The organism is Nocardia puris, from assembly GCF_003315035.1.
Lineage (GTDB): Bacteria > Actinomycetota > Actinomycetes > Mycobacteriales > Mycobacteriaceae > Nocardia > Nocardia puris.
In genome coordinates this window covers 224389-247996 of the sequence record NZ_QNRE01000002.1, presented here as the reverse complement: position 1 = coordinate 247996, position 23608 = coordinate 224389, and the positions used below count along the sequence as shown (strand labels likewise).

The following is a 23608-nucleotide window of genomic DNA, read 5'->3' as shown; positions in this document are numbered from 1 at the left end:
ATAGGTTAGCCTTACCCAACCTAGCAACCCGAGCCGGGAGTAACTTCGTCGCCGTGAATTCGATTGGCACCGTGCGGCGGCGACGTCTGACCGGCCTCCTGCTGCTGTTCGCCTTCCTGGCGGTGGCGACCGTGGCAAGCATCGCGCTCGGCACCCGCGCGATCTCCCCCGCCGTGGTGTTCGAATCGCTGGACCACGCCCTGAGCTGCTCCGACGGGATGTTCACCTGTCCGGCGGTGACGACCGAGGAACAGATCGTGCGCTCGCTGCGCCTGCCGCGCACCGTCCTCGCGCTGGTCACGGGCGTGGCGCTGGGCATCACCGGCGCGCTCATCCAGGGCTACACCCGCAATCCGCTGGCCGACGCGGGCCTGCTCGGCCTCAACTCCGGCGCGGCGTTCCTGGCGGCGCTGAGCATGTACCTGTTCGCGTTCACCTCGCCCGAGCAGTACATCTGGTTCGCCTTCGCGGGCGCGCTGCTGGCCGGGCTCGCGGTGTTCGCGGCGTCGAGTATCGGCGGCGGTAAGGCGAGTCCGCTGAGCCTGGTGCTGGCGGGCGCCGCCATGACGGCGTTTCTGCAGGCCTTGACGAACGCCATCATCATCACCGACGCGACCGCGCTGGACACCTACCGCTTCTGGGTGGTCGGCAGCGTCGCCGGACGCGACGCGCAGGTGTTCTGGCAGGTGCTGCCCTTCCTCGGACTCGGCCTGCTGCTCGCCGTCGCCGCCGCGCCCGGCCTGAACCTGCTCAGCCTCGGCGACGACGTGGCCCGCGGGCTCGGCGTCAATATCGGCCGCAGCCGCGCGCTGGGCTTCACGGCCGTGGTGCTGCTGTGCGGGGCGGCCACCGCCGCGGTCGGGCCCATCGCCTTCCTCGGCCTGATCGTGCCGCACATCGCCCGGATGATCACCGGGCCCGATTTCCGCTGGCTGGTCCCGTATTCCGGGCTCATCGGCGGGTTGCTGCTGATCCTGGCCGATACGCTGGGGCGGTTGGTCGCCCGCCCGGGCGAACTCCAGGTCGGCGTGATGCTCGCCGCCCTCGGCGCGCCTTTCTTCCTCGCGCTCGTGCGCCGTCGAAAGCTGGTGAACCTGTGAGATTCCGAACACACGGCCGCGCCGGGGAGCGAGGCGCGCGGTGAGCATTCTGGTGAAGACCGGGCCCGAGGATTCGGCCGCCGTGCGACGAGTGCGCCCCGCCCTGCGCATCGGTCCGGTGTCGCTGGTGCTGCGGCCGACCATGTTTTCGATCACACTCGCGCTCGTCGGGGTGGTGTTCCTGCTGTTCTGCGTGGACATCGCCGTCGGCGAGACGCACATCCCGCTCGGGCGCGTGCTGGACGTGCTCGGTGGCGGCGGCTCGCGCGCGCAGCGGTTCATCATCGTGGAGTCGCGGCTGCCCCGCGCGCTCACCGCCGTCGTCGTCGGCGCGGCGCTCGGGCTCGCGGGCGCGATCACCCAGTCGATCCTGCACAACCCGCTGGCCAGCCCCGACATGCTCGGCATCACCTCCGGCGCCAGCCTGGGCGCGGTCGCGGTGCTGGTGCTCAGCGGCGGCGCCACCACCGGTTTCGCCGCGAGCATCGGCGCACCGCTGGCCGCGCTGCTTGGCGGCCTGCTCACCGCCGCGCTGATCTACGTCCTGGCGTGGGGGCGCACCGTGTCCGGCGCGCGGGGCACCACCGGACTGCGGCTGATCCTCATCGGCGTCGGCGTGAACGCCCTCGCCCTGGCCGGCATCAACTGGGTCCTCACCCGCGCCACCTGGCAGGACGCCGCCCGCGCCCAGCTCTGGCTGAACGGGTCGCTGAATTCGGCGGGCGCGACGCAGCTGGTGCCCGCCGCGATCGCGCTGGCGGTCGTGGCCGCCGTCGCCATCGGCTCGGCCCGCCAGCTCGCCGCGCTGCGCCTCGGCGACGAGACCACCCGCGTGCTGGGCGTGCGCATCCAGACCCAGCAGGGCATCCTCATCGGCTCGTCGGTGATCGCGGCCTCGGTGGCGACGGCGGCCGCCGGGCCCATCGCGTTCGTCGCGCTGGCCGCGCCGCAGATCGCGCGCCGCGTACTGCGCACCCCGGGCGAACCGCTGATCGGCTCGGCGCTGATCGGCGCCATCCTGGTGGTCGGGGCCGATGCCGCCGCGCGCACCCTCTTCCCGGCGGCGCTGCCCGTCGGCATCGTCACCGCCGTGATGGGCGGACCGTTCCTGCTGTATCTGCTCGTGCGTCTGAACCGGAAGGCGACCCTGTCATGACCGTCACCACCCCCGCCGCCGCGCATCAGCTCACCGCGCAGAACGTCACCCTCGGCTACGGCGAGCGCGTCATCGTCGACGGGCTCAGCGTCGACATCACCCCGGGCGTGATCACCACCGTCATCGGGCCCAACGGCTGCGGCAAATCCACCATGCTGCGCTCGCTCGGCCGGCTGCTGCGCCCCAGGGAGGGCTCGGTCGTGCTGGACGGCAAGGCGATCTCGTCGATGAAGACCAAAGAGGTGGCGCGCGTCATCGGCATGCTGCCGCAGACCCCGGCGGCCCCCGAAGGTCTCACCGTCGCCGACCTGGTGGCGCGCGGGCGCCACCCGCACCAGTCGTGGTTGCGGCAATGGTCGGACTCCGACGAGTCCGAGGTCACCGAGGCGCTCACCCAGACCGGCATCGCCGACCTGGCCGACCGCGCGCTGGACGAACTGTCCGGCGGGCAGCGCCAGCGCGCCTGGATCTCCATGGCGCTGGCCCAGGGCACCGACATCCTGCTGCTGGACGAGCCGACCACCTATTTGGACCTGGCGCATTCGCTCGAGGTGCTCGACCTGGTCGACCGGCTGCACGCGGATCTCGGCCGCACCGTCGTGATGGTGCTGCACGATCTGAACCTCGCCATCCGCTACAGCGACGAGCTCATCGTCATGCGCGACGGTCGGATCGTCGCCAAGGGCGGCCCGGCCGCCATCGTCAGCGCCGAACTGCTGCTGGAGGTGTTCGGGCTGGAGGCCACCGTGCTCGAGGACCCGATGTCCGGGCGGCCCATGATCGTGCCCATCGGCGCACGGCATGTGCGCGACCGGCCGGGCGGGCCCGATACCGCCGCGACCCCGGGTATGACGAACGCCACACAGCTACCGGACAGTTACGACAAGGTGTAGTACGCATTTGTGTCGTTGGGTCCGTAAGCTTGAGGGATGGCAGGACTCGGTGAACTCGAGAAAGCGGTCATGGACCAGTTGTGGTCGAGCGACGAACCGCAGACCGTCCGGCAGGTGCACGAAGCACTCGCCGCACGCCGCGAACTCGCGTACACCACGGTGATGACCGTGTTGCAACGGCTGGCCAAGAAGAACCTCGTGGTCCAGCGGCGCGACGACCGCGCGCATCGCTACGCGCCCGTGCACACCCGCGACGAGCTGGTGGCCTCGCTCATGTTCGACGCGCTGCAACAGGCGGAGGAGAAGGGCAGCCGCGCCGCGGCCCTGGTGCATTTCGTGGAGCAGGTCGGACCCGACGAAGCGGACGCGCTACGCGAGGCACTCGCCAAGCTCGAGGCGTCCGACGGCGACCAGCCGCCGCCCAAGTAGTATCGGGGGCGGCCAGGACGGCCCCCGGGGTCTCACAGAGCCGTGAGGCACCGGTCCCACAACGCAGTGAGCTGAGTCGATGAACGCAACAGCGCCGGTCTTCGCCGGTCTCGCGCTGCTTCTCGCGGGGCCCGCACCCGCGTTGCTCAGCCGTGCCGAATGGCCGTACCGGACCCCCCGCGCCGCCCTCGTGCTGTGGCAGGCCATCGCGCTCGCCGCCGTGCTGAGCGCCTTCGGTTCCGGATTGGCCATCGCCTCGCTGCTGCTGGTCCCCGGCCCCGACGGACGGCCGACCACCTCCCCCACCAGCGAGATCGACGCACTCGGTCTCCCGCTCTGGATCGCCTACGTCACGGTCTTCGCGCTCACCCTGTTCATCGGCGCGCGCCTGATCTTCTCGGTGATCCGCGTCGGCGTGCACACCCGCCGCCGCCGCGCCCGCCACCGCATGCTGGTCGACCTGCTGGACCAGAGCGGCCCGCGCAGGCGCGCCAACGACATCCGCGTGCTGGCGGCCACCGAACCCATCGCCTACTGCCTGCCCGGGCTGCGCCAGCGCGTCGTGCTCAGCGAGGGCACGCTCACCAATCTGGACGACGCCGAGATCACCGCCATCGTCAGCCACGAGCGCTCGCATCTGCGCGCCCGCCACGACCTCGTGCTCGAGGCGTTCACCGCCGTGCACGAGGCGTTCCCGCGCGTGGTCCGCAGCAAGGCGGCGCTCGGTTCGGTGAAATTGCTCATAGAACTGCTCGCCGACGATTCGGCCGTCAAGGTCACCGGACCCAAGCCGCTGGCCCGCGCCCTGGTAGCGTGTGCCAAGTCGACAGCGCCGCAGGGTGCGCTCGCCGCGGGCGGGCCGACCACCCTGATCCGTATCCAGCGTCTCAGCGGACGCGTCGGTGATATCCGCATCGCGGCGGCCGCGTATCTCGGTTCGGTCGCCATCCTGGTGGTTCCGACCCTCGCTGTCGCGGTACCCTGGCTGGTCGAACTCAGTCGGCTGTTCCGCCACTACTGACCCGGCGTCGCCGCCGGGCACCCGTTCGGGCGCTTCTTCGCTCGACCCCGCCTCGGGGTTGCCGCGCAGGGATGCGCGCACCTCGTCGAAAGGCACCACTTGACCTCCTCGCCCACCGTCACCTTCGCGGATCTGGGTCTGCCCGTCCCCCTCGTCCAGGCCTTGCGCAACGCCGGCATCGACGCCCCGTTCCCGATCCAGGCCGCGACCGTGCCGGACGCCCTCGCGGGCAAGGACGTGCTCGGCCGCGGTCCGACCGGGTCCGGGAAGACCCTCGCTTTCGGGCTGCCCATGCTGGTGCGCCTCGCGGGCAATCCCGCCAAGCCGCGGCGCCCCCGCGGGCTGGTGCTCGTGCCCACCCGCGAACTGGCCACCCAGATCGAGCGCGCGCTCGACGAGCCCGCGCTGGCCCTCGGGCTGCGCGTGGCCTCGGTGGTGGGCGGTGCGCCGATCAAGCGCCAGGCCGACCGCCTGGCGCGCGGCGTCGACCTGCTCATCGCCACCCCGGGCCGCCTCCAGGACCTGATCCTGCAAGGCAGCGCCGACCTCAGCGACGTGCGGATCACCGCCCTCGACGAGGCCGATCACATGGCCGATATGGGCTTCCTGCCCCAGGTCGTCAAACTGCTCGACCGCACGCCCAAAGACGGTCAGCGCCTGCTGTTCTCGGCCACGCTGGACGGCGAGGTCGACAAGCTCGTCAAGCGCTACCTGCGTTCGCCGGTCACCCACTCCACCGCGCCGCCCTCGGCCTCGGTGTCGACCATGACCCACCACCTGCTGTTCGTCCGCAAGGCCGACAAGCGGGCCGTGCTGGAGCGGATCGCGGCGCGCGACGGGCTGACGATCCTGTTCGTGCGCACCAAGCACGGCGCCGACCGGCTCGCGAAGCAGTTGCGCGCCTCCGGTGTGGCCGCGGGCGCGCTGCACGGCGGCAAGGCGCAGAACAACCGCACCCGCACGCTGGCCGCGTTCGCCGACGGCTCGGTCCCCGTGCTGGTCACCACCGACGTCGCGGCGCGCGGGATCCACGTCGACGGCATCTCCCTCGTGGTGCACGCCGACCCGCCCGCCGAATCCAAGGCCTACCTGCACCGCGCCGGTCGCACCGCGCGCGCCGGTGAGGACGGCGTGGTCGTCACTCTGGTCACCGAGGACGAGCGCGCCGACGTGGAGAAGATGACGCGCAAGGCGGGCGTCGACATCTCCGGTGTCGACATCCGGCCCGGCGATCCCCGGCTCGCCGCGATCACCGGCGCGCGGGAACCGTCCGGCGTCGCGGTCCCGGCCCCCACCGCACCCGCGCCCACCGCGCCGTCGCGCACCCAGACCCCCGGCCGCAGCGGTGGTCGCGGGCGTGGTCCGCGTTCGGCGCAGCGCGCCGCCGAATCCACCCGTCACGCAACGGATTCCCCGCGCAGGCGCGAATCCGGCCGGCGCACCGAGGGCGCGGCGGGAACCCGCACCCGCTCCGAGACGGCCACGTCCCGCGACGGCGCGCACGCCGCGTCTCCCGCCCGTCGCTCCGCTCGCCGGGCCGAGGGTGCGCCGGGCGCCTCGCGTGTGGCGTCGCGCGATGGGGGCGGTAGGCGCCACACCGCCTCGGCGTCCCGCCGTCGCGCGAGCTGAGTTCGGGCAGCAGCTGGGTCCCAACTGTGCGGGCCGTGTCCGGGCCACGCGATCTGGGCCAGCCGCTCGAGCTGAGTCCGGGCAGCACGAGCTGAGCTGGGGCCCAGCCTCCCGGGCTGGGTCCCCACCGCGCGGGCCGGGGCCGTGCAGTCCGGGTCCGCGCCGCGCGAGCCGAGTCCAGCCACTCGGGCTGAGTCCAGGCCGCACGAGCTGAGCTCGGCACAACCTCGCGGGCCCAGTCCAAGCCACACGAACTGAGCTGGAGGCCAACCGCTCGGGGCCCGGTCCAGCCGCAGGAGCTGACCCGCGATCGATATGCGCCCGCCGGCAGCGAGTTGGAATCGACGTGTGGGGCCTGGCCGGTGTCGTTCCGAGGCCGAGACGAACACCTGGACCACGGCGCTGCGGGGCTCCGGGTCGTATCCGACCGGGGCAAGTGGACCACCGAGGCGAGTCCGCGAGGCTCCGGACGCGGACCACCGCGGCGCGCGAAACGGGGCACCTTTGCGCGGACCGTTCGGCGCATTGGGTGTCCGAATCAGCACCGGCTCTCCGTGGTCTGCGGGTATCACGGTGGGTACTCCGCGGCGCGGCCGACAATGGGCGGCCACCTCCTCCGCACTCCCCCGCAGCGTGATCCGGCGCTCGTGCGGGGCCGTGCCGCACTCCAGGTGCGCCCCGCCGCCTTCGCGACACGCCCGGGATGCACGGTAGGAGTCCGTGTTCGGCGCGCGGCGTGTCGCGGGGGCGCTATCCGGTAGCAAACTGGTGCACGTGCCGCACGATCCCGCTCTCGCCGTCGTGTTCGCCCTGCTGGCCGCGGCGCTGTTCGCGGTCGCGTCGGTGACGCAGCAGCGGGCGGCTGCGGCCGTGCCGGGCGAGGCGTCGCTGGTGCGGGGGCTGCTGCGCAGTCCGCGGTGGTGGGCGGGCATCGTCGGGGACGCCGGCGGCTACGGCATGCAGGTCGCGGCGCTCGCCTTCGGAACCGTGCTGCTCGTGCAGCCGATCCTGGTGAGCGCCTTGGTTTTCGCGCTGCCGCTCGCCGCCTGGCTCAACGGCACCCGCATCGACGCGCGCACCTGGGCCGCCGCGCTGGCGCTGGTCGCGGCGCTGGTGTGCTTCCTCGTGGTGGGCAACCCGTCGGCGGGTGAGACCACGGCGGCGGCCGCGCACTGGATCGTTCCCTTCACCGTGCTGCTGGCGCTGGTCGCGGCGGCGACAGTCCTGGCCCGCACGTCCGCCGCGCCGGGCCGCAAGGCGCTGCTGCTCGGCGCGGCGAGCGGTGCGCTCTTCGGCATCGCCGCCGCCCTCACCACCCACGTCACCGACCTGTTCACCGAGGGCATCGGCACCGTCGTCACCAGCTGGCAGACCTGGGCGCTGGTGCTCGCCGGCGCCGTCGGCCTCTACCTCAGCCAGCGCGCCTACCAGGCGGGCCCCCTCGCCTCCTCCCTGCCGGCCGCCACCATCGCCGAACCCATGGCCGCCGCCTTCCTCGGCCTCACCGTCCTCGGCGAACACCTCCGCACCGACACCCTCGGGCTCGCGATCACCGTCAGCGCCGTAATCATCATGTGCGCCACCACAATCCGCCTCTCCCGCGCCCAAGCCGAGGAGTGAGCGCACCCGCCCTCACCGCTGGACCGCCGCCAGGAGTGCCGAGCCGGCGAGGGGCAGTAGCGTCCGGCGCCGGGATCTGGTTGGAAGGCCATGCCAGCCAAGTCGACGATAGATGCGGACGGCCACCCGGTGGCGCAGGTCTGGTCCACGACAGGCGGCATTCACCCAGGGGTTCTTGCCGCGCGGCGACACCGCCCGATCGCCACGGTCGACAGGCAGCCGTCTAGGACCCACCTCGTCCCCACGCCCGCTCGGACGCCGCGCCCCCGACAAGCTGCACCGCGCCGACCGGGCCGCACTCACCTGCCGCCAGGCCGGCGCCGACGGCGGGCGTGCCGATCTGGACCGACCCGTCGGCCGCTCGTCCGCGGAGATGTCTCGATCGCCACACCGCCGACTGCTCGGCACACGGTTGTCCCATGCCCCGCACCGCACGGCTCGACTGCCTCGCCCCCACCCGGAATCCCACACCACTCCCACCGACCGGTTAGCATGGGTCAAGTGCAGTTTCTCCCCGGACATCAGCCGCCGTACGACCTGACCTACGACGACCTCTTCCTCGTCCCGAATCGGACGGATGTGGCGTCGCGGTTCGACGTCGATCTGTCGACCGTCGATGGTTCCGGCACCACCATTCCGATCGTCGTGGCCAATATGACCGCCGTCGCGGGCCGGCGCATGGCCGAGACCGTGGCGCGTCGCGGCGGCATCGTGGTGCTCCCCCAGGATCTGCCGATCAGCGCGGCCGCCGACACCATCGCCTTCGTCAAGAGCCGCTCGCTCACCGCCGACACCCCCGTCACGCTGGACCCGGAGCGTTCGGTGTCCGAGGCCGTCGCGCTCATGCACAAGCGCGCGCACGGCGCGGTGGTCGTGGTGGAGGCGGGTAAGCCGGTCGGTGTGGTCACCGAGGCCGCCTGCGCCGACGTCGACCGCTTCGCCCGTCTGCGCGACGTGGCCGCCGCCGATTTCGTCACCGCACCCGCCACCACCTCGCCGCGCGAGCTGTTCGACCTGCTCGAGGCCGCGCACGCGCACCTGGCCGTGCTCACCGACGCCGACGGTGCGCTGGCCGGCGTGATGACCCGCACCGGCGCCATCCGCGCGGGCATCTACCAGCCCAACGTCGACGCGGGCGGCAAGCTGCGCGTCGCCACCGCCGTCGGCATCAACGGCGACGTGGCCGCCAAGGCCAAGTCCCTGGTCGACGCGGGCGCCGACCTGCTCGTCATCGACACCGCGCACGGCCACCAGGCGAAGATGCTGGAGGCCCTGCGCGCCGTCGCCGATCTCGGCTTGGGCGTGCCGCTCGCGGCGGGCAACGTGGTGTCCGCGCAGGGCACCCGCGACCTGGTGGCGGCGGGCGCCGACATCATCAAGGTCGGCGTGGGCCCCGGCGCCATGTGCACCACCCGCATGATGACCGGCGTGGGCCGCCCCCAGTTCTCCGCGGTGGCCGAATGCTCCGCCGCCGCAAAGGAACTCGGCAAACACGTGTGGGCCGACGGCGGCGTGCGCCACCCCCGCGACGTGGCGCTGGCGCTGGCGGCGGGCGCGTCCAACGTGATGATCGGCTCCTGGTTCGCCGGCACCTACGAATCGCCCGGCGACCTGCGCGTCGACCGCGACGGCAACGCCTACAAGGAGAGCTTCGGCATGGCGTCCAAGCGCGCCGTCGCCGCCCGCACCGCCTCCGACAGCGGTTTCGACCGCGCCCGCAAGGCGCTGTTCGAGGAGGGCATCTCCAGCTCGCGGATGCGGCTGGACCCCGAACGCCCCGGCGTCGAGGACCTCATCGACCACATCTGCTCCGGCGTCCGCAGCGCGTGCACCTACGCGGGCGCGCGCACGCTCACCGAGTTCCATGACAAGGCCGTGCTGGGCGTGCAGTCCGCAGCCGGATTCGCCGAAGGGCGCCCGCTGCCCGGCGGGTGGTGAGCGCGCCACCGGCCCGCGCGAGCGAGTGCGCGGGCCGGTAACATGACGGTTGCCGGCGGTGTCCGGCAACCGTTCCCGCACGCCGAAAGGACCCCGTTGTCACCCGCGTCCGAGGGCGCCGCTCAGGAGGGCTCCTCTACCGAGCCGGGTGACCGACCCGGCGCCTTCCTTCTCGCCGCGCGCCGCCGCCGTTGTGGCTCTCCCTGTGCGATTCAGGGGCGGTGACCGGCGTGTCCACCGTCCTCACCGTGCTCAGCCTGGTCGGCTTCGTCGCGCTCACTGCGGGCACCGCGCTGTTCGTGGCGGCCGAATTCTCGCTCACCGCACTGGAACGCAGCACCGTCGAGGCGCACGCCCGCGAGGGCGACGTGCGCGCCCGCATGGTGCGCCGCGCGCACCGCACGCTCTCGTTCCAGCTCTCCGGCGCCCAACTCGGCATCACCATCACCACGCTGATCACCGGCTATATCGCCGAACCCGTGCTCGCGCGCCTGTTCACCCCGCCGCTGGCGGCCGTCGGGCTGGGCACGGGCGCCGCCACCGGCGTGGCGCTGGCGCTGGCGCTCGTACTGGCCACCTCGCTGTCGATGATCTACGGCGAACTGGTGCCCAAGAACATCGCGATCGCCGAGCCGATGGCGACCGCACGCACCACGGCGGGCCCGATGGTCGCGTTCTCGGTGGTGTTCAAAGGGATGATCCACTTCCTCAACGGCACCGCGAACTGGGCGGTGCGCCGACTGGGCGTGGAACCCACCGAGGAGCTGCGTTCGGCGCGCTCCCCGCAGGAACTCGGCTCGCTGGTGCGCACCTCCGCGCAGCGCGGCGCGCTCGACCAGCGCACCGCGCTGATCGTGGACCGGTCCTTGCAGTTCGGCGAGCGCACCGCCGAGGAGCTCATGACACCGCGGGTGAAGATCGAAGCCCTCGACCGGTCCGACACCATCGGCGACCTGCTCGCCGCCGCGAGTCGCACCGGTTTCTCCCGGTTCCCCGTTATCGACGGCGATCTGGACAACACGCTCGGCGTGGTGCACGTCAAACAGGCATTCACCCATCCGGCGGCGGTGCGCCGGCGCGTGCCCCTGCATTTTCTGGCCAAACCGGTGCCGATCGTGCCGGCCAGCCTGGACGGCGACGCGGTGCTCGAGCGCGTGCGCGCCGACGGCATGCAGGTCGCGCTGGTGGTGGACGAATACGGCGGCACCGCCGGGATGCTCACCATGGAGGACATCATCGAGGAGATCCTCGGCGACGTACGCGACGAGCACGACGAGGAGGAGCGGGACGTGCGCCGCGTCGCCGACGGCTGGGACTGCTCCGGCCTGCTGCGCGTCGACGAGGTGTCGCGCGCCACCGGCTACGACGCGCCCGAGGGCGAGTACGAGACGCTCGGCGGCCTGGTGCTCACCCAGCTCGGCCGCATCCCCGGCCTCGGCGACGAGGTGCTGCTGCCCGAGCCCGCCCACCACGAGGGCGACGGCGCGGGCGGGTGGATCGCGCGGGTCGAACGCATGGACGGCCGCCGCATCGACCGCGTGCGGCTGATCCCGGTCTCGCCCGCGGAGCTGGCCGTGCGCACCGGCGGGGAGCCCCGCCATGGGTGATCTGTTCGGCGTGCTGCTCACGGTGGTGTTGCTGGCGGGCAACGCGTTCTTCGTCGGCGCGGAGTTCGCGCTCATCTCCGCGCGCCGCGACCGCCTGGAAGCGCTTGCGGCACAAGGCAAACGCAACGCGACCACGGTGATCAAGGCGGGCGAGAACCTGTCGATGATGCTGGCGGCCGCGCAGCTCGGCATCACCATCTGCTCGATCCTGCTGGGCCGGGTCGGCGAGCCCGCGGTCGCGCACCTGCTGGAGCAGCCGTTCGCCCTGGTCGGACTGCCCGATCAGCTGCTGCATCCGGTGTCGTTCGCGATCGCGCTGACCATCGTGGTGATCCTGCACATCCTGCTCGGCGAGATGATCCCGAAGAACATCGCGCTGGCCGGTCCGGAGCGCACCGCGCTGCTGCTGGTGCCGGCGCACCTGGTGTGGTTGCGGCTGGCGCGCCCGCTGATCGCGTTCTACAACCTGGCGGCGAACCTGACCTTGCGGATGCTGCGCATCGAGCCCAAGGACGAGCTCGAGGCCACGGTCTCCAGCGTGGAACTGGCGGAGATGATCGGCGAATCCCGGTCGGAGGGACTGCTGGACGAGGAGGAGCACCGCCGCCTCACCCAGGCGCTGGGCACCTCCGATCGCGTGGTCGCCGACGTGATGGTGCCGCTGGCCGTCACCCGCTCGGTGCCGCTGCGCGGCGACGGCACCACCCTCGGCGATATCGAGACCGCCGTCTCCGAGACCGGCTTCTCCCGGTACCCGGTGCGCGCGAGCGACGGCTCACTGGTCGGCTACCTGCATGTGAAAGACGTGCTCGACAAGGTCGCCGACGAATCCGCCGGGCCGCGAACCCCCGTCCCCCGCACCGACATCCGCCCCTTGCCCACGCTCAGCGCGAGCGCCGAGCTGTTCGAGGCGCTCGCCCGGTTGCGCCGCACCAGCAGCCATCTCGGGCGGGTCGTGGACCCGCGCGGCACGACGATCGGGATCGTCGCTTTGGAGGACCTGGTCGAGGAGTTCGTCGGCACGGTGCGCGACACCACCCACCGCAACGCGGAGTAGTCGAAACCGCCTCCGCGCGGTCGCGCGCAACTCAGCCGGCGAGCTTGCCGAGGATGTCGCGCAACACCGCCCGCTCACGACCGCTGAGCTGCCCGAAGAACTCATCGGCTTCCTTCGCCCTGGCCTCGGACAAGGTGCCCAGTGTCCGCCCACCCCTCTCGGTCACCGCGACGAGCGTCGCGCGACGGTCCGTCGGATCGGGCCTGCGCGTGACCAATCCGGCCACCTCCAGCGCGTCCACCACCTCCGTCGCCGACCGAGGGCTGATGCGCAACGCCTCGGCGATCGCGGACAGCCGCACCCCGTCGTGCTCACCGATCACCCGCATCGCGCGGGCCTGGTGCGGGGTCAACCCCAGCGGCGCGTATGCCGCCGCCCAGCGCCGGCGCAGCGTCCTGGCCACCTGCATCAGGAGCTCGCTCTCGGTGTCGGGCACAAATCCGCCTCTCCGTTTGTTTACCTAACCGGATAGTGAGGTAACCTCAGCATAACGCACAACCCGAGGGGGTTTGCCTGTGAACGACAACGAATCTCCCCGCGGCGGCCGTGCCCGCCGCCTCGACCCGGCCGACCGCGCGCAGCTGCGCGAGTCGCCCGTCTCCCTGCGCCGGATCGCCGCGCTCTTCGCGCCCTACACACTTCAGCTCACGGTGCTGACCGTCCTGATCGTCGCGGCGTCGACGATCAGCCTGGCCTCACCGTTCCTGCTGCGCTTGGTGATCGACGACGCGCTGCCCCACCAGAACGTCACGCTGCTGCTCTGGGCGGTGGGCGGCATCCTCGCCGTCACCGTGATCACCGCGGTGCTCGGCGTCGTCCAGACGTTGATCTCCACCACCGTCGGCCAGCAGGTCATGCACACCTTGCGCACCGACGTGTTCCGCCACCTGCAGCGGCAGTCGACGGCGTTCTTCACCCGTACCCGCGGCGGCGAAGTCCAATCGCGCCTGATCAACGACGTGGGCGGCATGCAGTCGGTGGTCACCACCACCGCGACCACCTTCGCCGGCAATATCACCACCGTCGCGGGCACCGCCGTGGCGATGGCCGTCCTGTCCTGGCGGCTGTCGCTGCTGTCGCTCGTCGTGCTGCCGCCGGCGATCTGGCTGACCCGGCGCGTGGCCGTACTGCGCCGCGACCTCACCGCCGCACGCCAGCGCCGCCTCGCCGACCTGCACGGCCAGGTCGAGGAGGGACTGTCGGTGAGCGGCGTGCTGCTGGGCAAGACACTCGGCACCGGCCCGCTCACCGGCGCCCACTTCGAGAAGACCTCGCGCGACCTGGTCGGCCTCGAGGTGCGCTCGCGCCTCGCGGGCCGCTGGCGGATGGCCACCATGAACATCGTCTTCGCGGCGATCCCCGCCCTCATCTACCTCGCCGCCGGATTCCCCGCGACCAGCGGCGGCATGACGATCGGCACCCTGGTCGCCTTCACCACCCTGCAATCCGCGCTGTTCCGGCCGCTGATGGGCCTGCTCGACGTGGGTGTCGAGGTCACCAGCTCGATGGCGCTGTTCAGCCGGATCTTCGGCTACCTCGACCTCCCGGTCGAGATCGACGAGCCCGCCCGGCCGGTCCACCTCGACCCGCGCGACGTCACGGGCGAAGTCCAGTTCGAGGACGTCAGCTTCCGCTACGACCCCACCGGCCCCGATGTGCTCGACGGCGTATCGCTCGTCGTCCCTCCCGGTTCGACGCTGGCACTGGTCGGCGAGACCGGGTCGGGCAAGACCACCCTCGCCTCACTGGTCGCGCGGCTGCACGACACCACCGGCGGCCGGGTGACCATCGACGGCGTCGACGTCCGCGACCTGCCGTCGGCCACCCTCGCCCGCATCGTCGGCGTGGTCTCGCAGGAGTCCTATCTGCTGCACACCACCATCCGCGAGAACCTCCGCTACGCCGAGCCCGGCGCCACCGACGCCGAGATCGAACGCGCGGCCCGCGCCGCCCAGATCCACGACCTGATCACCGCCCTCCCCCAGGGCTACGACACCGTGGTCGGCGCCTGCGGCCACCGATTCTCCGGCGGCGAGAAGCAACGCATCGCCCTGGCCCGCACCCTCTTACGCGACCCGCGCGTCCTGGTCCTCGACGAGGCCACCAGCGCCCTCGACAACGAGACCGAGCGCGCGGTGCAGGCCGCCATCGACGTGGTGGCGCGGGGCCGCACGGTCATCACGATCGCCCACCGGCTCAGCACCATCCGCGACGCCGACCAGATCGCCGTCCTGCACGGTGGGCGCGTGGTCGAACGCGGCGACCACGCGTCGCTGATCGCCGAAGGAGGACGGTACGCCCGGCTCGAGGGGGCGGCCGAGGCCGTGGCGGCCTGAGTACCGATGCCACCGGACCAGCTCGACCCCGGCACACGCCTTCGTTGTGCCCGGCCCCTGCGATACGAATTCGCCAGTGCGTCGGGCAGTTCCGCCGGGCCGAACACCGAGGTCCGGGGGCAGAGCGGCCACCCGAGGCCGGTGCGGGAGAATGGTCCGGTGAGCACGCACGACGATCCCGGACACGACCCGCGAGTACTCTCGCCGGTCGAGTGGCGGGCCGCGGCGGCCGCGTACCGGGAGCGGTTCGATCGGCTCGCCGGGCCGTATCTCGAGCGGCGGGCGGCGGGGACCACCCACCCGGTGATCGACTTCCTGTTCACCTACTACGGCCACAAGCCCGCGCAGCTGCGGCGCTGGCATCCGGGTATCGGGAACGCGCTCGCGGAGGCGCGGGAGTACGACGGCACGCGCGGGTACCACCGAGTGGGCGAGCCCGATGTGTTCGCGCCCGACCCGGAGTACCTGGAACGCCGCGCGGGCACTCTCGAATTCATCGCGAAACTGTTGCGCGCCACCGCATCCCGCCCACCCCGGTTGTCCTGCTTCGGACTCCACGAGTGGGCGATGGTCTACCACACCGACGAGGTCCGCCACCGCACAGTGCCGCTGCGCCTCGGCCGCGCGGGCACCGACGCGGTAGTCGAATCAATGGCGTTGCGCTGCACCCACTTCGACGCCTACCGCTTCTTCACCCCCGACGCCGTCGGCCGCAACGCCACCCCCCTCACCCGCGAAAACCAGGTCGCCACCGAACAACCCGGCTGCCTCCACGCCAACATGGACTTGTACAAGTGGACCTTCAAACTGGTCCCCCTGATCCCCTCGAACTTCCTCCTCGACTGCTTCGACCTAGCCTGCGCCGCTCGCGAACTCGACATGCGCGCCAGCCCCTACGACCTCACCGCCTACGGCTACACCCCGGTCCCCATCGAAACCCCCACCGGCCGAGCCGAATACGTCCGCACGCAATCCGAGCTCGCCGACCGCGCGGCGGAATTGCGCGCGCAGCTGCTCGCTCACTGCGAACACCTCCTCACCCACCTCCCAGCCCACTCGCGCTGAGCGCCAGCGCACACCCACGTACACCGAACCGATCGCGCGCGAGCGTCCCGAATCGACAGGAGCGACGGGTGCCGGTCGCGCCTGTGGCTATCGCGGCCGGCGTGAGCCCGCGTGTCCGCTCATTCGCGTATCGCCTCGTAACGCAGGAGAACTGTCCCGCCGGGGAAGGTGCGGTTCTCCAGCAGTCGCAGGGGGATCCACGACGGCAGGGTCGGAAGGAACGGTATGCCGCCGCCCACCGCCGTGGGTGCGATCACGATCCGGAACTCGTCCACCAGTCCGGCCCGCACGATCGGTGCGGCCAGCGTCGCACCCGCCACCTCCAATTGGCCGTCGGTCTCGGCTTTCAGCCTCCGCACCACCTCCACCGGGTCGCCGCGTTCCAGGCGGGAGTTCCAGTCGACCGACTCCAAGGTGCGTGAGAACACGACCTTGGGCATGTCGCGCCAGATTCGGGCGAAGTCGACGATCAGCGGCGTGGCGTCCGGAGCTTGGTCGGCGGTCGGCCAGTACGCGGACATCAGGTCGTAGAGCCGCCGCCCGTAGAACGACAGCGCGGTCTCCCGCTCGAAGTCGTTCCAGTACTGGTGGAGCTCGTCGCTCGGATCGGACCAGTCGATACTGCCCCGCGCGTCCGCGATGTACCCGTCGACCGAGACGGTGAAGCCATAGATGAGTCTGCCCATATAGACCAGACTGCGCCCGAGCGCGGAATTCATCGCGACGCCACGCGAACTACGGCCGGCCGGGGGTGACACCTTCGTCGAATACTCCGTACCTGGCCGACCCCGTCACCCGCGCCACCGGCAATCTCCCGTGACAACGCGGCCCGCTGCCGGCCACTCCCACCGCACGGGCACGCCACCCATGGTCGGGGAAGCATCGCGGGCCGGTCATACGATTGGGCCAGCGGTTCCCATCGCCGGCTCCCGATCGTGGCTGCGGGGCATCACCCCGGCTTCCTTGGCCCGGTTGTCAGTGCAGGTCGCGGTCGAGTGCCGCTGGATCGGTCGCCGCCGCGCGCAGGCGGTTCGCGATGATCCGCCGGGCTCGGTCGTATCGCGGGTAGTCGTCGAGCAAAGCGGCGTCCTCGGCGGCGATACGGGCGATCGCGTCGAGTTCGAAGGCCAGGTCGGCCGCCTCGATGCCGGGGTGTATCTCGCTCAGTTGCTGGGCCTCGGTGACAGTGGTCGTGTAGAGGGTGTGCCAGTCGCGGCGGGCCGCGGCCAGAGCGTCGCGGACTCGTCCGGGGCGGGTGTCGAATTCGGGCGCCACCGAGATGAAGAAGCAGCCGCCTTCGAATACAGGCTGTCGCGCGTAGTCCATCCATGATTCGGACAGCGCCCTGACCCGCCGGATCCCGGCGGGCACCCTCATGGCCGGGCGGATCACCCGGGCGGAGAACACATCGATCGCGGCCCGCACCGTCGCCAGTTGCAGCTCCTCCTTGGACCCGAACTGCGCGAAGACACCACTCTTGCTGATCTCGAGTTCAGTGGCCAGGCGCCGCACGGACAGGCTTTCCAGTCCTTCCACCGAGGCGATGTTCATCGCCCGGTCCAGAATGATCTGTCGCGATCGAAGTCCGCGCTGCACCCTCTTGTCCATGCGGACAGGCTACTAGGACAGCTGTCCGGGGATTTCAGGCTCGGCGCGACCGGGCGGTGTCGCGCCAGGCGGCGAACCGCGCCGCCGCCGCATCGGTCGACAGGCCGAGTTGTTCGCACATCTGGTGGAAGTCGAAGAAGAACCGCTCCCGCGCGATCAGGCCGTCGCGGACACGCCAGTGACAGGCGAACGGCAGCGCGAAGCGGCGGTCGGTCGGTTCGATACCGGCCAGCGGGCCGACCATGGTGGCGTGGATGGTCCCGGCACCGACCACGAGATCACCGGTTTCGTGCAGGTATTCGAGCTTGACCGAGTAGTCGGGGAAGGCGCGGAAGAATCCGTTCAGATGCCCGGTCGCCTCGGTCCTGCTACGGCTGACGACCCGGAACGGAACGGTTTCCAGCATCGCGTCGTCGTGGCAGGTCGACAGTGCGGCCTCGACATCGGCGCGCGACTTGGCTTTCGCGTAGATCCGCACCGTCTCGATTGGGGTTCTCGTCATGGCAGCTCTCCGGTTTCCTCGAGGAAGTAGTTGGACAGTCGGACAGTCGATCCGTGGGCGATGATCGCTCCTGACAGTAAAACCTGCTGTACAGAGTGGGTCAACTAATAGTACGGTCGTCCATGTACATTCCCTGTACTTTTCTGAGTGATCGTGGAGGATTCGTCGTGCTGGCAGTGCTGCAGGAACAATGGGGAAGCCTGGACAACATGCGGGTGGCCGAGATCGACCGGCCGACACCCGTATTCGGTGAGGTCCTTGTGGAAGTGGTTGCGGCCGGAGTGAATCCGGTCGATGCCTATACCGCCCAGGGCTCCGCCTACAACCGGATCCTCGAACTGCCGTTCATCCACGGCTGGGACCTTGCCGGTGTAGTCGCCGAGGTCGGATACGGCACCACCCGGTTCCAGCCCGGCGATCGGGTATTCGGGATGCCGTGGTTCCCCCGGCAGGCGGGTGCCTACGCGGAGTATGTCACCGCGCCCGCCCGTCACTTCGCGCCGATGCCGCGCAAGTCGACCTTCGCGGAGGCGGCCGCGCTACCGCTGGCCGGACTCACCGCATGGCAGATGCTGGTCGATGTGGCCCAAGTAGGTCCCGGGCAGCGGGTACTGGTCACAGCGGCCGCCGGCGGAGTCGGGCATCTGGCGGTGCAGATCGCCAAGTCGTTGGGGGCCTATGTGATCGGCACCGCGAGCGCCGCCAAACATTCCTTCGTCCAGGGACTGGGGGCCGACGAGGTGGTGGACTACACCACCACCGATGTCGCCACCGCGGTCGGCGATATCGATGCGGTGATCCAGATGTTCGGCGGTGATGGCGCCCTCGGCGCGCTGCGGTGCCTGCGCCCCGGCGGAATCATGGTCAACGCGCAGAGTGCGTGGACTCCCGGAATGACCGCTCGGGCGGCCGAACTGGGGGTGCGCGCCGCCGGATTCCTGGTCGAACCCGACCATGCGGGTTTGGCCGCGCTGGCACGGCTCGTGGACGAGGACCGGCTGAGCGTGCATATCGACAGCGAGTTGCCGCTGGCGCGCGCGGCGGAGGCCAATCAGCTGGTCGGGCGCGGGCACACCACCGGCAAGATCGTACTGACCGTCGCCGGTCCCGGTCGTTTCGATACGACGGCACCGCGCAGCGCCCGGTAGTCGCTCGTGGGAAGCACAGTGAAGATCGGCTATCTGCTGCCGACACGGGATCAGGCCGTGCTGGGCGCGCACGACATGACGGCCTTCGTCGACCTGGCCCGATGCGCTGAGAGATGCGGATTCGACTCGGTATGGGCAGGCGACAGCCCGGTCACCAGACCACGCGCGGATCCGCTCATGGTGCTGGCCGCGGTCGCCCAGGCCACCACCCGTCCGACGCTCGGCACGGCCGTGTTGCTGCCCGCGCTACGTCATCCGATCCTGCTGGCCCATCAGCTGGCAACCCTCGACCGGTTGTCGGAGGGGCGGCTGATCGCGGGTATGGGCATCGGGTTCCCGACCCCCGGCACCCGTGCCCAATACGCTGCCATGGGAATCGATTTCCGAACCCGCGCCGACCGCCTGGCGGAAACGATCGACATTCTGCGGCACCTGTGGTCCAGCACGGAGGTCACGCACGAAGGAGCGCACTTCGCCTTCCAGGACGTGCGGCTCCTGCCTCCACCCACGCGGCCGGCGGGTCCGCCGATCTGGCTGGCCGGAAGCGGCGGACCCGCGCTGCGGCGCGTCGCCCACCTCGCCGACGGTTGGCTCCCCTACCCGGTGACGGCCGGTGACTACACGAGCGAATACAAGATCATCGAGCACACCGCGACCCGGCCGGTCCTGCCCGCGCTCTACGCGACGTTGTGCATCGACGATGACCCCGAGCTGGCGCGACAACGCCTGCGGCACAGCATCGAACGCTACTACCGCGCTCCCCTCGAGGCGATCGCTTCCCTACAGGCACTGTTCTCCGGCACACCCGCCGCGGCCGCCGCGTGGCTGAACGACTACCTGTCCGCCGGTGCCCAGCACCTGGTGATCCGCCTTGTCGCCGACGACCCCGGCACCGAGCTCACCGAATTCGCCGATCGCGTACTGCCCCTGCTTCCGAGACGGACCCGCGCATGACCACATACGTTCTCGTCCACGGTGCCTGGCACGACCCTCGGGCCTGGGGGGCGGTGGCGCCGATCCTGCACGCAGCGGGAGCGCACACCCGTATCCCCGACCTCGGCACCGACCCCCGCCATGGACTGCACGACCAGGTCGCGGCAGTCGTCGCAACCCTCGACGCGGTACCCCGCACAGAGGCGCTGGTGCTGGTCGGGCACAGCTACGCGGGGCTGGTGGTCCGCGAAGCCGCCGACCTGCGGCCCGATCACGTGGACCACATCGTATTGGTCGACGGATGGGCCGGTGGCGACAGAGCCAGCATGTTCACCCTGGCTCCCCCCGCATTCGTCCAAGCGGTTCGTACCGCTGCTGTGGGACAACAGATTCCGGCCCCGCCTCCCGCTGCGTTCGGCATCACCGATGCTGCCGTCGCAGCCCGTCTCAGGACGCAGCTGCGACCGCAACCTCTGCGAACTTTCACCGAGCCGACTCACTTGACCGGCGCCGTCGACCGAATTCCCGGAACCGCCATCTACTGCCGGCCTCAGACCTACGCTTTCGACCACTTCGGCGCGGCCCTCGGATATCGCACCCAGGCCGTCGACGGCCCGCACGACATCATGCTCACGGATCCAGAACAGCTGTCGCATCTGCTTCTGACGGTCCGGCCTCGGCAACGCGGAGCGCACGGTAGCCGTTGGCGCTGAGCTATCGGTGCCGCATCGCCGCCCGTGCCGCCCGGTCCGGCTCGTCAGCGATGGCTTCGACGTTTCTGATGATGGCATGCCGAAGGTCGTGCGGCCGGCATGGCGAATCGGAGATCATCGAACGGGCCCTCCGGGCGACCACCGCGCGGATCCGGGAATCGTGGACGACTCGTGACGGCATCGAGTCCTGCGCCGCGCGGCCATCCCCTGGCAACCGTTCCGAGCTCAGCGACGCTGGGGCGGGTTCACCTGTCCCAGTCGATTCGCCCAGTAACCGCGTTCTCCTGCATCAGCTCACCCTGACCGACCGCCAACCACGAAACAAGTACCTACCTGAACCGATGCGCCGTGCGCTCCCGCACCCCCGAATCGGCACTACTTACCAGATCAATCCCCCGTAGATTCCCTCGAATCGCTTCCGTAAGTTACTCACGGTTACTACCATGCAGTCAGCTGCGTCACTGTCTCGGTAGGTGACGCGTCACCGCGATCGAGAAAGCCGAGGGACCGCGACGATGCGCTCTCATCCGCCACTGCGCCACCCCAGATCCTGGGCGGCACTGCTCACCGTCGGCGCGCTCGTCGCGCTGATGCTGCCGGGCAGTGCCTCCGCCGATCTGCAGTCCGATATCGAGACTGCCGTCCAGGAATTCTTCGACGTGGGCCGGGAGTCGGTGCCGCGGGCGGACTGCGGGCCGGGCGCGATGCCCGAACCCGGCCTCCAGGGCGACGTGCCCGCCGCCGACCGGGACAGCGGCCGCAGCACCCAGGGCTACCGCTGCAACATATCGATGGTGGGCCAGTTCGCCGGGCGCGGCGCGGGCATCACCTCCACCAGCTTCGAGCACTGCGCCTATATGGCTTCGTTCTTCCCGGGCAATCTGCTGGGCGAGGGCCGGGGCGTGCAGGTGCTCGACGTGTCGGATCCGGCGAATCCGCGTCCCACCACCACCCTCACCGAACCCGCCATGCTGGCGGGCACCTGGGAGAGCCTGAAGGTCAACGCCGAACGCAAGCTGCTCGTGGGCACCGGCGTGCCGGTCGGCACCGGCGTCGGCTACCTGTCGGTCTACGACATCTCCGACTGCGCCCACCCGCGCCTGCTCAACCCAGGCCCGGGCACGAATCTGCTGATGCCGCTGCCGATCACGACGCACGAGGGCGGCTTCTCCCCCGACGGGCGCACCTATTGGGCCTCCGGAATCGCGCCGGGCTTCGTGAGCGCGGTCGACCTGACCGATCCCGCCAACCCGCGGGTGGTGTGGCAGGGACTCACCGGCATCGAGGCGCACGGCTTCGGGATCAGTCCCGACGGCAACCGCATGTATCTGTCCGCGCTGGGCGGGTTCACCGTGCTCGACATCAGCGCCGTGCAGCGCCGCGACCCGAACCCGCAGGTGCACCACATCGGCCGCACCTTCTGGACCGACGGCTGGGCCACCCAGCACAGCGTGCCGGTCACCTACGGCGACAAGGACTTTCTGTTCACCGTGGACGAAGGTGGTTCGGGCGGTGTGAAACTCGTCGACGTCTCCGACGACACGCGGCCGAAGGTGGTGAACAAGCTCAAGCTGGAGATCAACCTGCCCCAGCACATCGACGCGAATATCGGTTCGTCCATGGGTGGTTCGGCGTTCGCCTACGAATCGCACTACTGCGCGGCCGACCGGCAGCACAACCCGACGGCGCTGGCGTGCGGCTGGATCTCCTCGGGCATCCGGGTGTTCGATGTGCGCGACCCGTTCGCGGTGCGCGAGATCGCGTACTTCAACCCGCCCGCCCGCACCGGACGCAATCTGGAACTGTGGAATTCACCGCACGCGCTGGCGTCGATCATCGGCGTGCCGCTCATGAGCGCCCCGCCGGCGGTGCGCGCGGTGCTGGAAGGGCAGTTCAACCCGGCCGACGCGCTCACCCCGCGCACCGGCAAGCTCGCGTTCGGCGACGTGTCGACCGACTGGTGCTTCTCGCCGCCGGAGTGGCGCGGCAACGAACTGTATGTCGCCTGTTCCGACAACGGATTCATGGTGCTGCGCTTGGAGAACGGGGTGTATACGCCGCCCGCCGATCAGCGGTCCGTGGTCGGATCATGAGCGACATCCCGGCATCCGAAGCCCCTGGGCATAGCGGCGCGGAACACCCACCCGCGCGAGTTCACCGCGACGTACCGGCGAGCGCGGAGCAGGCAGACCGGGACGGTGAATCACGAAACACCAAGAGCCCCAACTGGATCGCGTCACGCCCGCTGCGCCTGGCCGCGTACGCGTCGCTGGCACTCACGCTGCTGGTTCTCGGCGCGGCGCTGCGCCCGCTGTTTCTGCCCGAGAAGCATTCGGCCGCACCGGTTCTCACTGCCGTCGAGACCGGCTTCGCCCAGGACATGACAGCGCACCACCAGCAGGCGCTGTTCATGACCCAGCGCCTCGACCCGGCCGCGAACCCCACGGTCCGCCGCTTGGCCGATCAGCTCGCCGACACCCAGCGCCTGGAGATCGGCACCATGCTCGGCTGGTTGCGCCTGGCAGGGGCATCACCACTCTCGCCCAACCCGATGGCGTGGATGGGCGCGGCGCACCATCACGCGGAGGCGCCCCAGGCCGCCATGCCCGGCATGGCGACGCAGGCCGAACTGGACGAGCTGGCGGCGGCGCGCGGCCGCGACGCCGAGGTGCTGTTCCTGCGCCTGATGATCCGTCACCACCAGGGCGGCGTCGAGATGGCGCGGGCCGTGGACGCGATGCTCGAGGGCGGCCCGGTGAAGGAACTGGCCCGATCCATGGTGCAGACGCAGGGCCAGGAGATCGGGGTGATGATCGTCCTGCTCACCGAACTCGGCGGCGCACCACTGTGAGG

General features: G+C 70.7%; 21 protein-coding genes. 17 read left to right on the top strand and 4 right to left on the bottom strand.

Annotation, left to right across the window (positions count from 1 at the left end):
* Window positions 1–53: 53 nt before the first annotated feature.
* From DFR74_RS06695 to DFR74_RS06650, 10 genes are all read left to right on the top strand, one after another.
* Window positions 54–1100 (top strand): FecCD family ABC transporter permease, encoded by a 1047-nt coding sequence (locus DFR74_RS06695; RefSeq protein ID WP_067502250.1) that lies wholly within the window; start codon window positions 54–56, stop codon window positions 1098–1100.
* A 40-nt stretch (window positions 1101–1140) separates the two neighbouring features.
* Entirely contained in the window at window positions 1141–2256 is a 1116-nt protein-coding gene (locus DFR74_RS06690; RefSeq protein WP_407675032.1) for a FecCD family ABC transporter permease, read from the top strand.
* Window positions 2253–3149 (top strand): ABC transporter ATP-binding protein, encoded by an 897-nt coding sequence (locus tag DFR74_RS06685; RefSeq protein ID WP_067502253.1) that lies wholly within the window; start codon window positions 2253–2255, stop codon window positions 3147–3149. The genes DFR74_RS06690 and DFR74_RS06685 overlap by 4 nt, the downstream gene beginning before the upstream one ends.
* A 36-nt stretch (window positions 3150–3185) precedes the next feature.
* On the top strand, window positions 3186–3578 hold the full coding sequence (locus DFR74_RS06680) for a BlaI/MecI/CopY family transcriptional regulator (RefSeq protein WP_067502256.1): 393 nt from the start codon (window positions 3186–3188) through the stop codon (window positions 3576–3578).
* A 79-nt stretch (window positions 3579–3657) separates the two neighbouring features.
* Window positions 3658–4599, top strand: a complete 942-nt coding sequence (locus tag DFR74_RS06675) for a M56 family metallopeptidase (RefSeq protein WP_067502259.1) — start codon at window positions 3658–3660, stop codon at window positions 4597–4599.
* Between the two features lie 99 nt (window positions 4600–4698).
* Entirely contained in the window at window positions 4699–6228 is a 1530-nt protein-coding gene (locus DFR74_RS06670) for a DEAD/DEAH box helicase (protein ID WP_067502261.1), read from the top strand.
* Window positions 6229–7002: 774 nt separating this feature from the next.
* Window positions 7003–7848, top strand: a complete 846-nt coding sequence (locus DFR74_RS06665; protein WP_067502326.1) for a DMT family transporter — start codon at window positions 7003–7005, stop codon at window positions 7846–7848.
* 501 nt (window positions 7849–8349) lie between these two features.
* On the top strand, window positions 8350–9786 hold the full coding sequence (locus tag DFR74_RS06660; RefSeq protein WP_067502263.1) for a GuaB1 family IMP dehydrogenase-related protein: 1437 nt from the start codon (window positions 8350–8352) through the stop codon (window positions 9784–9786).
* A gap of 230 nt (window positions 9787–10016) precedes the next feature.
* Entirely contained in the window at window positions 10017–11393 is a 1377-nt protein-coding gene (locus DFR74_RS06655) for a hemolysin family protein (protein ID WP_067502329.1), read from the top strand.
* The gene (locus tag DFR74_RS06650) at window positions 11386–12450 is read left to right on the top strand and encodes a hemolysin family protein (protein WP_067502265.1); all 1065 of its coding nucleotides are present in this window, start codon (window positions 11386–11388) and stop codon (window positions 12448–12450) included. Before DFR74_RS06655 ends, DFR74_RS06650 begins: the two co-directional genes overlap by 8 nt.
* A 31-nt stretch (window positions 12451–12481) precedes the next feature.
* On the opposite strand, the gene DFR74_RS06645 is transcribed toward DFR74_RS06650, so the two are convergent.
* A complete protein-coding gene (locus DFR74_RS06645; RefSeq protein WP_232331593.1) occupies window positions 12482–12886 on the bottom strand; it encodes a MarR family winged helix-turn-helix transcriptional regulator in 405 nt (134 codons plus the stop codon).
* 79 nt (window positions 12887–12965) lie between these two features.
* Between DFR74_RS06645 and DFR74_RS06640 the strand changes: the two genes are divergently transcribed.
* Both DFR74_RS06640 and DFR74_RS06635 read left to right on the top strand, forming a co-directional pair.
* On the top strand, window positions 12966–14786 hold the full coding sequence (locus DFR74_RS06640; protein WP_067502274.1) for an ABC transporter ATP-binding protein: 1821 nt from the start codon (window positions 12966–12968) through the stop codon (window positions 14784–14786).
* A gap of 159 nt (window positions 14787–14945) precedes the next feature.
* The gene (locus DFR74_RS06635; protein WP_067502340.1) at window positions 14946–15851 is read left to right on the top strand and encodes a 3-methyladenine DNA glycosylase; all 906 of its coding nucleotides are present in this window, start codon (window positions 14946–14948) and stop codon (window positions 15849–15851) included.
* Window positions 15852–15970: 119 nt separating this feature from the next.
* On the opposite strand, the gene DFR74_RS06630 is transcribed toward DFR74_RS06635, so the two are convergent.
* From DFR74_RS06630 to DFR74_RS06620, 3 genes are all read right to left on the bottom strand, one after another.
* On the bottom strand, window positions 15971–16537 hold the full coding sequence (locus tag DFR74_RS06630; RefSeq protein WP_067502342.1) for a dihydrofolate reductase family protein: 567 nt from the start codon (window positions 16535–16537) through the stop codon (window positions 15971–15973).
* A 289-nt stretch (window positions 16538–16826) separates the two neighbouring features.
* Window positions 16827–17459: a TetR/AcrR family transcriptional regulator gene (locus DFR74_RS06625; RefSeq protein ID WP_067502277.1), complete on the bottom strand. Its 633-nt coding sequence runs from the start codon at window positions 17457–17459 to the stop codon at window positions 16827–16829.
* A gap of 34 nt (window positions 17460–17493) precedes the next feature.
* Window positions 17494–17961 carry an ester cyclase gene (locus tag DFR74_RS06620; protein ID WP_067502283.1) on the bottom strand — a complete coding sequence of 156 codons (468 nt, stop codon included), beginning with the start codon at window positions 17959–17961 and terminating at the stop codon, window positions 17494–17496.
* Between the two features lie 167 nt (window positions 17962–18128).
* On the opposite strand from DFR74_RS06620, the gene DFR74_RS06615 reads away from it, so the two are divergent.
* The 5 genes from DFR74_RS06615 (at window position 18129) to DFR74_RS06595 (ending at window position 23606) form a co-directional block, all read left to right on the top strand.
* Window positions 18129–19109, top strand: coding sequence for an NADP-dependent oxidoreductase (locus tag DFR74_RS06615; RefSeq protein ID WP_067502286.1), 981 nt, complete (start codon window positions 18129–18131; stop codon window positions 19107–19109).
* A 6-nt stretch (window positions 19110–19115) separates the two neighbouring features.
* The gene (locus DFR74_RS06610; RefSeq protein ID WP_067502289.1) at window positions 19116–20063 is read left to right on the top strand and encodes an LLM class flavin-dependent oxidoreductase; all 948 of its coding nucleotides are present in this window, start codon (window positions 19116–19118) and stop codon (window positions 20061–20063) included.
* Window positions 20060–20755: an alpha/beta fold hydrolase gene (locus DFR74_RS06605; protein WP_067502291.1), complete on the top strand. Its 696-nt coding sequence runs from the start codon at window positions 20060–20062 to the stop codon at window positions 20753–20755. Before DFR74_RS06610 ends, DFR74_RS06605 begins: the two co-directional genes overlap by 4 nt.
* A 515-nt stretch (window positions 20756–21270) precedes the next feature.
* Entirely contained in the window at window positions 21271–22848 is a 1578-nt protein-coding gene (locus DFR74_RS06600) for an LVIVD repeat-containing protein (RefSeq protein WP_067502295.1), read from the top strand.
* Window positions 22845–23606, top strand: coding sequence for a DUF305 domain-containing protein (locus DFR74_RS06595; protein WP_084537252.1), 762 nt, complete (start codon window positions 22845–22847; stop codon window positions 23604–23606). Before DFR74_RS06600 ends, DFR74_RS06595 begins: the two co-directional genes overlap by 4 nt.
* Window positions 23607–23608: the final 2 nt, after the last annotated feature.